We start from the raw sequence: 13,503 nt of genomic DNA, 5'->3' as shown, positions 1-13,503 counted from the left end.
TTATGTCGCAAGGAGCACTCCAGGTCTTCGCTAGACCAGTCCGACGACGAGCGGCCCGAGCAAGGTCAGAAGCACGTTCGCAAGCGCGTAGGTGACGGCGAACGCAGCCGTCGGCACCGGGCTTTCCGCCTTGTCGAGCACACCGCCGAACGCCGGATTCGCACTGCGCGAGCCCGACAGCGCGCCCGCGAAAACCGCGGCGTTGTCGTAGCGCAGGACATATCGGCCGAACAGCATCGTGAGAAGAAGCGGAAACAGCGTGACGAATACGCCGAGCAGAAAGATGGTCACGCCGCTTTGCTTCACCGTCACGACCGCCTGCAAACCCGAGTTCAGGCCGACCACCGCGACGAACGCGGCCAGCCCGAAGTCCTTCAGCAATTGCGATGCGGCGGGCGGCATGACGCCATACATCGGATGCTTGCCGCGCATCCAGCCGAACAGAAGGCCCGTGAGCAGACAGCCGCCGCCCGAGCCGAGCGTGATCGGTATGCCGCCCACGCGCACCACGATCAGCCCGATCAGCAGTCCCAGCACGATACCCACGCCCATGTAGATGAAGTCGGTCTTGTCGGTGAAGGGAAGCTCGTAACCGGCGCCATCGACGGCGCGCTTCGTGTCTTGCGGCGAGCCGTAGACGGTGATCACATCGCCATGTTCGAGGCGCGTTTCCGGCAACACGGGCATAGGCAAACCGGCGCGCGAAATCTCCTGGATATAGACGCCGTGCCGCATGTCGCGATCCACGGTCGCGCGCAGCGCGGCGATCGTCGTGTGATTCATGCCGCGCTTGGTGAACACGCCCTGACGCTTCTGCATGACGACGCTGATGCCGTCGGTGTCCGCGACTTCCTCGCCGAGTTGCGCCGCCGCGCTCACCATTACTTCGCGCCGTCCGACGACGAGCACGATATCGCCTGCCGAGAGCATGACGTCGGGGCGCGCTTCGAGCGCCTTGCCGCCGCGCCGGATGCGCTCGATGGTGATCATGTCCGCTTCGGCCATTTCGAGGTCGGCCACCGTGCGGCCCGCCGCGCCGCTTGCCGCCGTCACGCGAAACGCCCGCCCGACGAGCGCGGGCAACGCGGAAACCTGGCCCGCCGCGGGCCCGGATGCGCCGCCGCCCGCAAGCTGCCGCTCGGCATCGACGGATGCTTCCTTCAGGCTCTGTCCCATGAACTTCGGCAGGATGTTCACGCAGACGATGATCGCGCCGAGCGAGCCGAAGACGTAAGTCACGGCATAGGCAATCGCGACATCGGACTGGAGCGCCTTCGCTTCGGCGGCCGGCAAGCCGAGCCGCGCGATGGCGTCGCCCGCCGTGCCGATGATCGCCGATTGCGTCAGCGCCCCGCCCGCGAGTCCGGCCGCGAGTCCCTTGTTCAGTCCGAAGACCTTCGCGCAGACGATCACCGTGACGAGCGCGGAGACGGCCAGAAACACGGCCATCGCGATTTCGCGCAGCGTCTTGCGATTGAGCGAGTTGAAGAACTGCGGCCCGGAGTCGTAGCCGACCGCATAGATGAACACGGCGAACATCACCGCCTTCACGCCATTGTCGATCTGCACGCCGATCTGGCTGATCGCCACCGCCGCGAGCAGCGAGCCGCCCACGCCGCCCAGCTGGAACTTGCCGAAGTTGACCTGGCCGATGAGATAACCCGCCGCGAGTGAAAGAAAGAGCGCCGTTTCGGGCGACTTCTGAAAGACGAGGTGCAGCCATTCCATGTCGATGTCCCCTTCAGCCGAGCTTGCTTGCCAGCCCGACGACGAGCGGCCCGAGCAGCGGCAGCAGCACGTTCGAGATCGCATAGGTGATGGTGTAGCCGATCACGGGCGTCGCGTTGCCCGTCACGCCGACGAGCGCGCTGATGGCGGGCGTGCTGCACTGCTGGCCGGCGATCGCGCCGAGCAGCATCGGCACTTCGAGCTTGAGCAGCATCCTGCCGATAAAAAGCGACGCGAGCGCGGGCCCCAGCGTGATGACGATACCCGCAAGCGGCAGCGCGACACCGAATTCGCGAATCAGCCGCAGCGCGTCCGCGCCCGCCGACAAGCCCACCGCCGCGATGAAGGTGCACAGCCCGAAGTCCTTGAGAATCTGCGCGGCAGCGGATGGCAACGAGCCGATCAACGGATAGCGCGAACGAATCCAGCCGAACAGAAGACCCGCGAGAAGACAACCGCCGCCCGTGCCGAGCGTGATGTCGATGCCGCCGACACGCGCAGAAAACCGCCCAATCGCGATGCCCGCGATCACGCCGAGCCCGAGATACACGAAGTCGGTTTTTTGGGTCGCGCGGATGATGTAGCCGAGCTTCGACGCGCCGCGCGCGACATCTTCCTTGTTGCCGACGAGCGTCAGCACATCGCCGCGATGCAGTTGCGTGCCGGGCAACGCGGGAATGGTGCTGTCCAGACGGGTCACGGCCGCGACGAAGACGCCGCGCCCTTCGCCCGGCGCGGCGCGGGCGCGCGCCTGGGCAAGCGTGAGGCCGTGCAGCGCGCGCGCTGTGAGCATGACATCGACTTTCTCGACGTAGACATCCGAGACGCCGCCGCCGAACACTTCCTCGCCGATGGCGGGCAGTGCCTCGACGATCGCCTCGCGGCGGCCGCCGACCATCACGCGGTCGTTCGCCTTCAGGATGACCGACGGCTGCGCCTTGATGACCGAGCGGTCGCGCAACACGCGCTGCACGCTGATGTTGTTGCCGAAGCGCTTTTCAAGATCGCCGATGGACTGGCCCGCGCCCGCCGTCACTTTCAGTTCGCGTCCGGCGAGAGGCGGCGCGGCAAGCGTCTGCCCTTCGGACAGCGCGCCGTCGCCACCGAGCTTGCGCCACACGCGCTCGGCTTCATCGCGCAGATTAACGCGCAGGATGAGCGGCGCGAACTGGCTCGAAAAGAGCACGATCGTGACGAGCCCGAACAGGTAGCTCACGCTGTACGCGGTCACGATATTCGCCTGCAAGCGCGCGATTTCCGCGGCCGGAAGCCCAAGCCGCCCGATGGCCTCGGACGCCGTGCCGATCACGGCCGATTCGGTGGCGCCGCCGGCCAGAAGTCCCGCCGCCGTGCCGGGATCGAGCCTGAGCAGGCGCACGCTCAGGAGCACGAGCGCCACCACTACGACGACCTCCACGAGTGAGAGAATGCCGTAGCGCCAGCCGCGTCCGACATTCGCGAAAAACTGCGGGCCGCCCGTGAAGCCGAGCGCAAAGATAAAAAGCGCAAAAGCGATATTTTTCAGATCGGGGGAAATTCGCGCGCCGCTTTGCCCGAGAATCAATGCGACGATGAGCGTGCCGCAAACGCCGCCGAGCTGAATCGGCCCGAGTTTGAAAGAACCAATAAAAAAACCAATCGCGAGACTCGCGAAGAGGGCTATTTCCGGTTGCGCCTTTAACAGAGTCCACAGCATGGTTGGTGTAGATCCGGTTGATTGTCGACAAACCTGGGGATTTATTTATTAACACGTAGGCCGGGAAAATCCCGATTGGATTTTATCCATTTCGGCAGAGCGGCGGTATGTTTCTTAACATTAACGCATTACTAATCTCACGGTTAATTAGAATGCTGCTTTTTAGTATCCGCACAATAATTCATACAAGTTCGTTATGGCTTAGCCAGCTTGCATAAGCGCGGTTCCGTGCGATATCGCACTTTCGCGAGCAGATTCGTATAAAAATCAACCATCAAGCCTGTACATCTTCTAAAAACCGAAATAAAACCCGTCACGTGCGCAATTACTCGATTTACCTTAGAAAATTAAATATTGCATTTCTTTCGTGCTGTCAATATTATCCGTTTAAAGAACAAAACGAGGGTCAACAAAAAGTGAACGGTCGTATCCTTGGATGCGCCTAACTCACTCCATCGCTGTACAACCTGAGGGCTGCACAATGAATCAGATCCATGCAATGCGAGTTTTCGTTCGGGTAGCCGATACCGAAAGCTTCAGACGAGCCGCCCAGCAACTAGACGTCTCAAATGCCTTGGTGACACGGGCAATTGCCATGCTCGAAGCGCATTTGCGAACGCGTTTGATTAACCGGACCACGCGAAATCTTTCTCTCACGGAAGCCGGCACACGCTATCTCGAAGGCTGTCGGGCTCTGCTGGAAGAATTGGATCATCTTGAGTCGGCAGTTACCCATACCGAAGGCGAACCTAGCGGCACTTTGCGCGTGGTGGCATCGAGTGCGCTTTCACTCCTAACCCTTACTCCGTTAATCGACGGATTCAGAAAGCTTTATCCGAAAGTCAATGTGCGCTTGACGCTCGCCGAACGTCACGTCGATCTCGTCGAAGACGGCTATGACGTGGGAATCGTCACCGCGTTCATGGTGTCGAGCACCGCGCTCGTGGAACGTCCCGTCGGCAATAACGCGCTCGTGCCCGTTGCCACGCCCGCGTATCTCGCCGAACACGGCACGCCCACCACGCCAACCGATCTACAGTCCATGCCGTCCGTTGGGCTACCCAGCGAGATACGAAGTTCTTCCTGGCATTTCCGGCACCGCCATGGAGCAGCGGACCAAGTCGCCCTCGCTCCCGTCTACTCGGTCAACAGTGCGCTGATGGTGCGCCTCGCGACGATGCGTGACATGGGCTTTTCGATCCTGCCCGAAGGCATCGTCAACCGGGATATCGCAGACGGCACGCTCGTGCGGCTCTTGCCCGAGTACACCATCGACGACCCGGAGATGAAAGTGTCGATCGTCTATCCGGGACGTCAATATCTGCCTGCCAAGACGCGCTTTTTCATCGACTACGCGCTTGAAAGGCTCACTCAGGAAGTGACTTCCGCATCGTCCAAGCCAGATGAAATCTACCGGCCGACGCCCCCCGCCTTCAAGCCCGCACCGGGCGCAGGCGTGACGCCTGCCGTCACCTCTGCGACCCACCACTGACCCCAAAGGCGTGCGGCTTATCTCACAGGCCGGTACGCGTCGATTCTTGCCTGTGACGAAACATGTCGAGCGCCCATCCCCATCGCCTCATCCTCTTTAGCAGCCGTCAGTACGACGCCGATACGTTTTGTCAGGCTAACGAATCGTTCGGCGTCGAGCTCGATTTTCGCGAAGCTCATCTCGACGCGCAGACGGCCATCCTTGCGCAAGGTTTCACGGCCGTCTGCCCGTTCGTCAACGATCTCGTCGACGCCGCCGTACTCGAAAAGCTCCACGCAGGCGGCACGCGCCTGGTCGCATTGCGCTCGGCGGGCTTCAATCATGTCGATCTGCATGCGGCCAAGCGCCTTGGCATCGCCGTCACGCGCGTTCCCGCGTATTCGCCGCATGCGGTGGCGGAACACGCGGCCGGCATGATCCTCACGCTCAATCGCCGGCTGCATCGTGCGGTGGCGCGCACGCGCGAAGGCGATTTCTCGCTCAACGGCCTGCTCGGCTTCGATCTGTATGGCAAGACCGTCGGCGTGGTCGGCACGGGTATCATCGGGCGCACGTTCGGCAAGATCATGGCGGGCTTCGGCATGCAGGTGCTCGCCTACGATCCGGGACCGCCCGCCACGGACCTGCTCGAACGCGGCGCGCGCTATGTCGCCCTGGACGAACTGCTCGCGAACTCCGATGTCGTCTCGCTGCACTGTCCGCTCCTGCCCGCGACCTATCACATGATCGACGAACGCGCGCTCGCAAGCATGAAGCGCGGCGCCATGCTCATCAATACCGGACGCGGCGGGCTCGTGGAAAGCAATGCGTTGATCGGCGCGTTGAAAAGCGGCCAGTTAGGGCATCTCGGACTGGATGTCTACGAGGAAGAAGGCGGTCTTTTCTTCGAAGACCATTCGGACCACTTGCTTCAGGACGACGTGCTCGCGCGTCTCCTCACGTTTCCGAACGTCATCATTACCGCGCATCAGGCGTTTTTTACGCGCGAGGCGTTGATCGAGATTGCATCGACCACGCTCGGCAACCTCATCGCGTGGGCGAACGGCACGCCGCGTAATCTGGTCGATGCCCCCGCCGCCTGACCGGCGCAATCACATATCGCCGTATTCCGCGCTCGCTTCGCCGGGCGCGGCGCACATGGCAAGCAGCATGGCCGCTTCGCGCTCGTGCACTTCCACCGGCATGCAAAGCGCGCCCGCATGAGCCAGATAGCGCGCGCGATGCTGCCCGTTGCGAAACGCGATCACACCCTCACGATGCACGCCCAGCAAGCCGAGAAAACCCGACGAGCGGCGCACGCTGATGGTCACGTAAGGCATCTCCGGCACACGCGGATTGTCCGGGTCGAGAAACTCGCGGATACCGCGCACCTTGCCCGCGTGCCAGTCGGTGACGGCCTTGAGCACGTAGTCGGTGTCGTCGCGATTGGCGCATTCGAGCAGTTTCCTGACATCGACGAGTACGACCTGATGGCGGGAACCCGGGTCGTTGAAGACCCGTTTCAGGCGCACGAAGTCGTACTGAGGATGGCCTTGCAGCCTGACGATCCAGACCGCTTCTGCGGCGGTCGGCGCTACGATCGTATCCATGTTCGGCACCAAAAAGACGAGCGGCGCGCGCCCCGTGCGCGCGTATCGCGAGATGAAGCGGCGATAGATGAGTCAGTTAAACTTTTACACCCTAGCGGTTAATCGTGAAAGCACCATGACGGGCACGTGGCGTGCTTTTGTGGTCGGAATCGAACACTATTGGCAAGCTGCATGCCTCAACGTCTCGTGAACTCCTCTTCCGACCTGATCGTCGCGCGGCCCGAAGGGCTGTTTTGCCCGCCGGGCGGCTTCTATATCGACCCGTGGCGACCGGTCGAACGCGCCGTGATCACACACGCGCATGCGGACCACGCACGCTTCGGACATGCGCGCTATCTCACCGCCGAAGCGGGACTGGGCGTGTTGCAGTCGCGCCTTCCGGGCATCGACGTTCAAGGTCTGCCTTATGGCGAGAGCATCGACGTGAATGGCGTGACCGTCTCGCTGCATCCCGCCGGACATGTGCTCGGCTCGGCGCAAGTGCGCGTGGAGCACGGCGGCCGCGTGTGGGTCGCATCCGGCGACTACAAGGTCGAGCCCGATCCGACTTGCGCGCCCTTCGAGCCCGTGCGCTGCGATACCTTCATCACGGAATCGACCTTCGGCTTGCCGATCTATCGATGGGAACCGTCCAAGGCCGTGTTCGATGGCGTCGATGCATGGTGGCGGCATAACGCCGCCGAAGGCCGCGCTTCCGTGCTCTTCTGCTATTCGTTCGGCAAGGCGCAGCATGTGCTCGCGGGCATCGACAGGAGTATCGGGCCGATCTTCTGTCATGGCGCGGTCGAGCCGCTGAATCGCGCCTATCGCGATGCGGGTGTCGACCTGCCGCCGACGCGCCTCGTCAGTGAAATCGCCGCGCGCGACAAGGCCGAGTTCAAGGGCGCGCTGATCGTCGCGCCACCATCCGCGCAAGGCAGCACGTGGATGCGCCGCTTCGGCGATTACAGCGATGCTTTTGCGTCCGGCTGGATGCGTCTGCGCGGCACGCGGCGGCGCAAGGGCGTGGACCGCGGCTTCGTGTTGTCCGACCATGCGGACTGGCCGGGCCTGCAACTCGCGATAGGCGCGACGGGCGCGGAACGCGTGATCGTAACGCACGGACAGATCGAGCCGATGGTGCGCTGGCTCACCGAGCAAGGTCTCGAAGCAGGCGCGTTCACGACCGAATACGGCGACGACGCCATCGAAGCCGATGCCGCCGATGCGCCCGCCGAAGTCTCTGCGCCAGCCGCGACCGACGCGTCAGCCGAGACGGCGCCGCAATGAAACGCTTCGCGACGCTTTATACGGCGCTCGACGCCACCACATCGACGAACGAGAAGCTCGAAGCGCTGATCGCCTACTTCTCGGGCGCCGCGGCCGAAGACGCGGCGTGGGCGTCGTACTTCCTTGCAGGCGGCAAACCGCGCCAGTCGGTGCCGACGCGCCTTTTGACCGAACTCGCCCGCGAACGCGCGGGTCTGCCGGATTGGCTCTTCGAGGAGTCGTATCAGGCCGTCGGCGATCTCGCGGAGACGATTGCGCACGTGCTCCCGCCCGCCTCGCGCGAATCGGAACTCGGGCTTGCTCAATGGATCGAGGAGCGCGTGCTGACCTTGCGTGGCGTGTCGCCGGCGGAGTTGCGCGAGCGGCTGCTCGGTTACTGGGACGAACTCAACTGGGGCGAGCGCTTCCTGCTCACCAAGCTGATCGGCGGCGGTTTTCGTGTGGGCGTCGCGCGGCAACTCGTCGTGCGCGCGCTCGCGCAAGTGGCGGGCGTCGATCACAAGCGCATCGCGCAACGCATGGTCGGCTGGACCGACTCGCGCCAAAGCCCGAGCGCGGCGCGTTATCTTCGGCTGATCGCGCCGACAGCCGAAGGCGATGACGTCGATACCCCGCACGAAAGCGATATCGGCTTGCCGTTTCCCTTCTTTCTCGCGCATCCGTTGCAAATCGATCCGGCGACGCTCGGCGCGCCATCGGACTGGATCGCCGAATGGAAGTGGGACGGCATTCGCGCGCAGATCGTCAAGCGCGCGGGCCGCGTGTGGATCTGGTCGCGCGGCGAGGATCTCGTCACGGAGCGCTTTCCGGAGCTTGCCGCGCTCGGCGCCGCACTGCCCGACGGCACCGTGATCGACGGCGAGATTCTCGCGTGGGAACCGGGCGCGGACGCACCGCTGCCGTTCGCGCGTCTGCAACCGCGCATCACGCGCAAGTCGCTGACGAAGAAAGTGCTCGCCGATTCTCCCGCCGCGATGCTCGCCTACGATCTGCTCGAAGCCGATGGCCGCGACCTGCGCACCGAGCCTTTGGAAACGCGTCGTGCGAAGCTGGATGCCCTGGCGGCATCGCTCGCGGTGGATGTCTTGCGCGTGTCACCGCTCGTGGTGGCGCCGGATTGGGAGACGCTCGCCGGCTTGCGCGGCGAAAGCCGCGCGCGCGGTGTCGAAGGGCTCATGCTGAAAGAGCGCATGTCGATGTATGGCGTTGGCCGCACCAAGGCGTCGGGCACCTGGTGGAAGTGGAAGATCGATCCCTACGCCATCGACGCCGTCTTGCTCTACGCCCAGCGCGGCCATGGCCGGCGCGCGAGCCTCTACACGGATTTCACCTTCGCGGTCTGGGACGAAGCGGACGGCGTGCGCACGCTGGTGCCGTTCGCCAAGGCCTATTCCGGCTTGACCGACGAGGAAATGCGCAAGGTCGATGCAATCGTGCGCAAGACGACCATCGAAAAATTCGGTCCGGTGCGCAGCGTCACGCCGACGCTCGTGTTCGAGATCGGCTTCGAGGGCATTCAGGCGAGTCCACGCCACAAGTCGGGCATCGCGGTGCGCTTTCCGCGCATGCTGCGCTGGCGGACCGACAAGACGATCGAGGACGCCGATACGCTCGACATGCTCAAGGGGTTTTTGAACGAGGCGGTGGCATGAGAAGCTCGCGCGGAGCATCGGCATGAGTGAACTCGACGATGCGGACGGTATCGACACGCCCGATACGCCCGACACGCCCGACACGTCGGCGCGCTCCAGGCGCCGTGCGCCGCGTCCGCGTCGCGTGCCGCGCACGCAGGCGGCGCAGGCCAAGCTCGATGCCGCCGCCGAGCTATTCAAACCCGCGCCGTTTCAATACGACGCGCAGGAAGCCGCGAAGCCGATGGACGAACGCATCGCGCGCTGGTTCGATTCGCGCGGCTGGCAGCCGTTCGAGTTTCAGCGGGAAGTCTGGCGGGAGATCGAACGCGGCGCGAGCGGCTTATTGCATGCGACCACGGGCGCGGGCAAAACATGGGCCGTGTGGCTCGGGGCGCTTGCGGCGTACGCGGGACCGCCGAAGCCCAAAGCGGGCGCGAAGCGTAAAGGCAAAACCGCCGGCAATTCCCGGCTCGACGAGAAAGGCCGCGCGCTTGCCGTTGCGGACCCTGAGGACAGCGCGCAATCCACCGCAAAGACCGCCGACCGCGTTGCCACCATCACTGACAAAACGCCCCTCCCCGCGCCGCTCACCGTGCTATGGATCACGCCGATGCGCGCCCTCGCCGCCGATTCCGCCCGCGCCTTGCAAACGGCGGTGACGGCGCTCTCGGTGCCGTGGACCGTCGGCTTGCGCACGGGCGATACGTCATCCACGGAACGCTCGCGTCAGAACCGCCGCATGCCTTCCGCGCTCGTCACCACGCCGGAAAGCCTCACGCTCATGCTCACGCGCGCCAACGCGCGCGAAGAACTCGCGCACGTGCGGCTCGTCGTGGTCGACGAATGGCATGAACTGCTCGGCAACAAACGCGGTACGCAGACGCAACTCGCGTTCGCCCGCCTCGCGCGCTGGCGTCCCGAGGTGCAGATCTGGGGTCTCTCCGCCACGCTCGGCAATCTCGCGCTCGCGCACGACGCGCTGCTGCATCCCGTGCGCACGCCACGCGTCATCGTGCGCGGCGCGCAGCCGAAAACGCTCGTCGTCGACACGCTGATTCCCGAGACCATCGAGCGCTTTCCGTGGGGCGGCCATCTCGGCGTGCGCCAGGTCGGACCCGTCGCCGATGAAATCGAGCACGCGCAAAGTTCGCTCGTCTTCACCAATACCCGCTCGCAATCCGAGATCTGGTATCGCGCGCTTCTGGAGTTGAAGCCGGAGTGGGCCGGGCTCATCGCGCTGCATCACGGTTCGCTCGACAAGGAAGTGCGCGACTGGGTCGAACTCGGTCTGAAGAACGGGCAGCTGAAAGCGGTCGTCTGCACGTCGAGTCTCGATCTCGGCGTCGATTTTCTGCCGGTGGATCGAGTGTTTCAGATCGGCTCGCCCAAAGGCGTCGCGCGTCTCATGCAGCGCGCCGGACGTTCGGGACACGCGCCGGGGCGTGTGTCGCGCGTGACCATCGTGCCGACGCATGCGCTCGAACTCGTGGAGGCGGCCGCGGCGCGCTGGGCCATCGGCGAGCGGCGTATCGAAGGACGAGACATGCCGCTCAAGCCGCTCGATGTCCTCGTGCAGCATCTCGTGACCGTGGCGATAGGCGGCGGCTTCACGCCCGCCGACATGTTCGACGAAGTACGCACGGCGTATGCGTATCGCGATCTCACGCAGGCCGAATTCGACTGGGCGCTCTCCTTCGTCGAACGCGGCGGCACTTCGCTTTCGGCGTATCCGGATTATCACCGCGTCGTTCATGGCGACGACGGCGTGTATCGCGTGCCGCGCGAGGACCTCGTGCGCAGGCATCGGAATAATGTCGGGACCATCGTCGCCAATGCGACCATCAGCGTGGCCTACATGACGGGCGGACGGATCGGCGCGATGGAAGAATCGTTCATCTCGCGCCTGAAACCGGGCGATGTCTTCACCTTCGGCGGCCGCGCGCTCGAACTCGTGCGCGTGCGCGACATGACCGCCTACGTGAAACGCGCGACCTCCTCGCGCGGCGCGATGCCGCAATGGGCCGGCAGCAAGATGCCGCTCTCGTCCGAGCTCTCCGAGGCCGCGCTCGTCATGCTCGCGCGCGCCAACGAAGGCATCTACGACGAACCCGAAATGCGCGCCGTGCAACCGCTGCTCGACTTGCAGGCGAAATGGTCCGCGCTGCCGGGACCGGGCGTGCTGGTCGTCGAAAGCGTGCGGTCGCGCGAAGGACATCATTTCTTTTGTTATCCGTTCGCCGGGCGCATGGCGCACATCGGCCTGGGCTCGCTCATCGGCTGGCGCGTCGCGCGCGATCAGCCCAGCACGTTTTCCATTTCGATGAACGATTACGGCTTCGAACTGCTGTCGGCGCGGCCGTTCGACTGGGAGACGCTCATCGAGGAAGGGCTTTTCTCGGCGGAAAATCTCGAGCACGACATTCTCGCGAGCCTCAATGCCTCGGAATTGTCGGCGCGGCGCTTCCGGGAAATTGCGCGCGTGTCGGGGCTGATTTATCAAGGGCATCCGGGGCAACAGAAAAGCGCGCGGCAATTGCAGGCGTCGAGCGGGCTTTTCTACGAAGTGTTCCGCAAGCACGACAGCGGCAATCTGCTGCTCACGCAAGCCGATCAGGAAGTCATGTTGCAGGAACTCGAACTCGGCCGCATCCGCGCCGCGCTGCAACGCATGAGCGAAAGCCGTCTCGCGCTCACGCATCCGAAGAAGCCGACGCCCTTTGCGTTTCCGCTGATCATCGCGCGTCTGCGTGAAAAGGTGAGTACCGAAAAGCTGTCGGACCGCGTGGAGCGTATGCTTGCCGATCTAGAAAAAGCAGCGCAAGCATAGGATGCAAATGGCAATTGAAGCACTGACGGTCGATGTGAACGGTCACGCGCTCCTGCTTTCGGCGGAGCGCGCGGCCTTCGATCCCATTCTGATGACGCTTTTCATCGCCGACGCCCACTTCGGCAAGGACGCCGTGTTTCGCGCGCGCGGCATTCCAGTGCCAGTCGGCACGACGGCGGAAAGCCTGATGCGGCTCGATACGCTCGTCGCCACGCATAAACCTGAAGCGATCGTGTTTCTCGGCGATCTGCTCCATGCGCGCGAGTCGCATGCCGATGAAACGCTCACGGCGCTACATGCGTGGCGCATGCGGCATCGGCAAATGCGGCTCGTGCTGGTCGAAGGCAATCACGACAAGCACGCGGGCGCGCTGCCCGAAGCGTTCGGCGTGGAACTCGTGAAGGAGCCGTATCGGCTCGGACCGTGGGCGCTTTGTCATCATCCGCAAACCGTGGACGATGCCTACGCGCTCGCCGGACATGAACACCCTGTGTACCGGCTCGCGACGCGTGCCGACAGCGTGCGGCTGCCGTGCTTTCGCTTCGGCCAACGCTCGGGCGTGCTGCCCGCGTTCGGCGCGTTCACTGGCGGTTTCGAGGTCAACGGCGACGTGCGCGGCGAGGCGGTTTATGTCGTGGCGGGCGAACGCGTCTTCAACGTGCGCAACTGAGTCAGTGATACGTCGACGTCGACGATTGCAGCTTGGTCAATGTCCCGCGCTGATAGCCGTACCAGCCGGACGACGTCTGCATGACGACTTCCTCGCCTTGCCAGAACACGCGTTTGACGACGAGCCTCTTGCCGATGCGCTGCACCAGCGGCGGCTTGTGACGAAAGTCGTAAAGCACGGGACCGACGTCGGTCTGCACGAGCGAGCGCGTGAGCGTGTCGGATGCGCCCGTCTGGTCGAAATGCACGACGCGCTTGGCGTCGAAGCGGTCGAAGGTATCGGTGCCGAGCACGGCGGCGAAGCCCGATTCGTCGCGCAGAAAATTGAGCGCGCCCGCCGACGTGGCAATGGGTCCGGTGGCGCTGCTTTGCGCCTGCGCGTGAACCGAGACGAGCAGCGCGGCAGCAAAGGCGACGCTGAAAAAACTTTTGAGTTGGGACATGTCAATCAGTGGATGCTGCGTTTTTCCAACACTCGCCCAGAACTTCGCTCGCGCAAGCAATGGCGTCCTGTCAGAACATTACTAGAAACATCTGACGTCAACTAGCGGCCGCGCGGGTAAAACTCCGTCGACGAGGCGGCATTCGTCAAAATATCC

At 63.8% G+C, this 13,503-nt stretch carries 10 protein-coding genes; 6 read left to right on the top strand and 4 right to left on the bottom strand.

Translation table 11 applies throughout. From position 1 onward, the window contains the following. Window positions 1–30: 30 nt before the first annotated feature. Together aspT (LDZ28_RS02710) and aspT (LDZ28_RS02705) are read right to left on the bottom strand one after the other, a co-directional pair. Entirely contained in the window at window positions 31–1,728 is a 1,698-nt protein-coding gene (aspT, locus tag LDZ28_RS02710) for an aspartate-alanine antiporter (RefSeq protein WP_244827198.1), read from the bottom strand. A 13-nt stretch (window positions 1,729–1,741) separates the two neighbouring features. After that, window positions 1,742–3,424: an aspartate-alanine antiporter gene (gene aspT / locus LDZ28_RS02705; protein ID WP_244827197.1), complete on the bottom strand. Its 1,683-nt coding sequence runs from the start codon at window positions 3,422–3,424 to the stop codon at window positions 1,742–1,744. 481 nt (window positions 3,425–3,905) lie between these two features. On the opposite strand from aspT (LDZ28_RS02705), the gene LDZ28_RS02700 reads away from it, so the two are divergent. Together LDZ28_RS02700 and LDZ28_RS02695 are read left to right on the top strand one after the other, a co-directional pair. Then, entirely contained in the window at window positions 3,906–4,916 is a 1,011-nt protein-coding gene (locus LDZ28_RS02700) for a LysR family transcriptional regulator (protein WP_370652124.1), read from the top strand. 62 nt (window positions 4,917–4,978) lie between these two features. After that, complete coding sequence (locus tag LDZ28_RS02695; RefSeq protein ID WP_244827196.1) at window positions 4,979–5,998, top strand: 2-hydroxyacid dehydrogenase; 1,020 nt, start codon at window positions 4,979–4,981, stop codon at window positions 5,996–5,998. Window positions 5,999–6,007: 9 nt separating this feature from the next. On the opposite strand, the gene LDZ28_RS02690 is transcribed toward LDZ28_RS02695, so the two are convergent. Continuing rightward, on the bottom strand, window positions 6,008–6,505 hold the full coding sequence (locus LDZ28_RS02690) for a hypothetical protein (RefSeq protein WP_244827195.1): 498 nt from the start codon (window positions 6,503–6,505) through the stop codon (window positions 6,008–6,010). A 171-nt stretch (window positions 6,506–6,676) separates the two neighbouring features. Between LDZ28_RS02690 and LDZ28_RS02685 the strand changes: the two genes are divergently transcribed. Genes LDZ28_RS02685 through pdeM form a run of 4 tightly spaced genes read left to right on the top strand, consistent with a single transcriptional unit; the run spans window position 6,677 to window position 12,905 of the window. Next, window positions 6,677–7,774, top strand: a complete 1,098-nt coding sequence (locus LDZ28_RS02685; RefSeq protein WP_244827194.1) for a ligase-associated DNA damage response exonuclease — start codon at window positions 6,677–6,679, stop codon at window positions 7,772–7,774. Beyond that, window positions 7,771–9,426, top strand: a complete 1,656-nt coding sequence (locus LDZ28_RS02680) for an ATP-dependent DNA ligase (protein WP_244827193.1) — start codon at window positions 7,771–7,773, stop codon at window positions 9,424–9,426. The genes LDZ28_RS02685 and LDZ28_RS02680 overlap by 4 nt, the downstream gene beginning before the upstream one ends. Window positions 9,427–9,448: 22 nt before the next feature. Beyond that, window positions 9,449–12,235 (top strand): ligase-associated DNA damage response DEXH box helicase, encoded by a 2,787-nt coding sequence (locus tag LDZ28_RS02675; RefSeq protein ID WP_244827192.1) that lies wholly within the window; start codon window positions 9,449–9,451, stop codon window positions 12,233–12,235. A gap of 7 nt (window positions 12,236–12,242) precedes the next feature. Further along, window positions 12,243–12,905: a ligase-associated DNA damage response endonuclease PdeM gene (gene pdeM, locus LDZ28_RS02670; protein WP_244827191.1), complete on the top strand. Its 663-nt coding sequence runs from the start codon at window positions 12,243–12,245 to the stop codon at window positions 12,903–12,905. 1 nt (window position 12,906) lies between these two features. On the opposite strand, the gene LDZ28_RS02665 is transcribed toward pdeM, so the two are convergent. Beyond that, window positions 12,907–13,347 (bottom strand): hypothetical protein, encoded by a 441-nt coding sequence (locus LDZ28_RS02665; protein ID WP_244827190.1) that lies wholly within the window; start codon window positions 13,345–13,347, stop codon window positions 12,907–12,909. Window positions 13,348–13,503: the final 156 nt, after the last annotated feature.

Origin of the sequence: Caballeronia sp. TF1N1, assembly GCF_022878925.1 — a bacterium.
In the GTDB taxonomy this organism is placed as follows: domain Bacteria; phylum Pseudomonadota; class Gammaproteobacteria; order Burkholderiales; family Burkholderiaceae; genus Caballeronia.
Note: the sequence above shows the minus strand (reverse complement) of the source record. Positions and strands in the feature narration are given on the sequence as shown.

What these genes read in the sequence shown, in the direction of transcription:
- LDZ28_RS02675 (WP_244827192.1), top strand. Translation starts at nt 9,449, where the DNA reads ATGAGTGAACTCGACGATGCGGACGGTATCGACACGCCCGATACGCCC.
- LDZ28_RS02680 (WP_244827193.1), top strand. Translation starts at nt 7,771, where the DNA reads ATGAAACGCTTCGCGACGCTTTATACGGCGCTCGACGCCACCACATCG.
- aspT (WP_244827197.1), bottom strand. Translation starts at nt 3,424, where the DNA reads ATGCTGTGGACTCTGTTAAAGGCGCAACCGGAAATAGCCCTCTTCGCG.
- LDZ28_RS02665 (WP_244827190.1), bottom strand. Translation starts at nt 13,347, where the DNA reads ATGTCCCAACTCAAAAGTTTTTTCAGCGTCGCCTTTGCTGCCGCGCTG.
- pdeM (WP_244827191.1), top strand. Translation starts at nt 12,243, where the DNA reads ATGGCAATTGAAGCACTGACGGTCGATGTGAACGGTCACGCGCTCCTG.
- aspT (WP_244827198.1), bottom strand. Translation starts at nt 1,728, where the DNA reads ATGGAATGGCTGCACCTCGTCTTTCAGAAGTCGCCCGAAACGGCGCTC.
- LDZ28_RS02700 (WP_370652124.1), top strand. Translation starts at nt 3,906, where the DNA reads ATGAATCAGATCCATGCAATGCGAGTTTTCGTTCGGGTAGCCGATACC.
- LDZ28_RS02695 (WP_244827196.1), top strand. Translation starts at nt 4,979, where the DNA reads ATGTCGAGCGCCCATCCCCATCGCCTCATCCTCTTTAGCAGCCGTCAG.
- LDZ28_RS02690 (WP_244827195.1), bottom strand. Translation starts at nt 6,505, where the DNA reads ATGGATACGATCGTAGCGCCGACCGCCGCAGAAGCGGTCTGGATCGTC.
- LDZ28_RS02685 (WP_244827194.1), top strand. Translation starts at nt 6,677, where the DNA reads ATGCCTCAACGTCTCGTGAACTCCTCTTCCGACCTGATCGTCGCGCGG.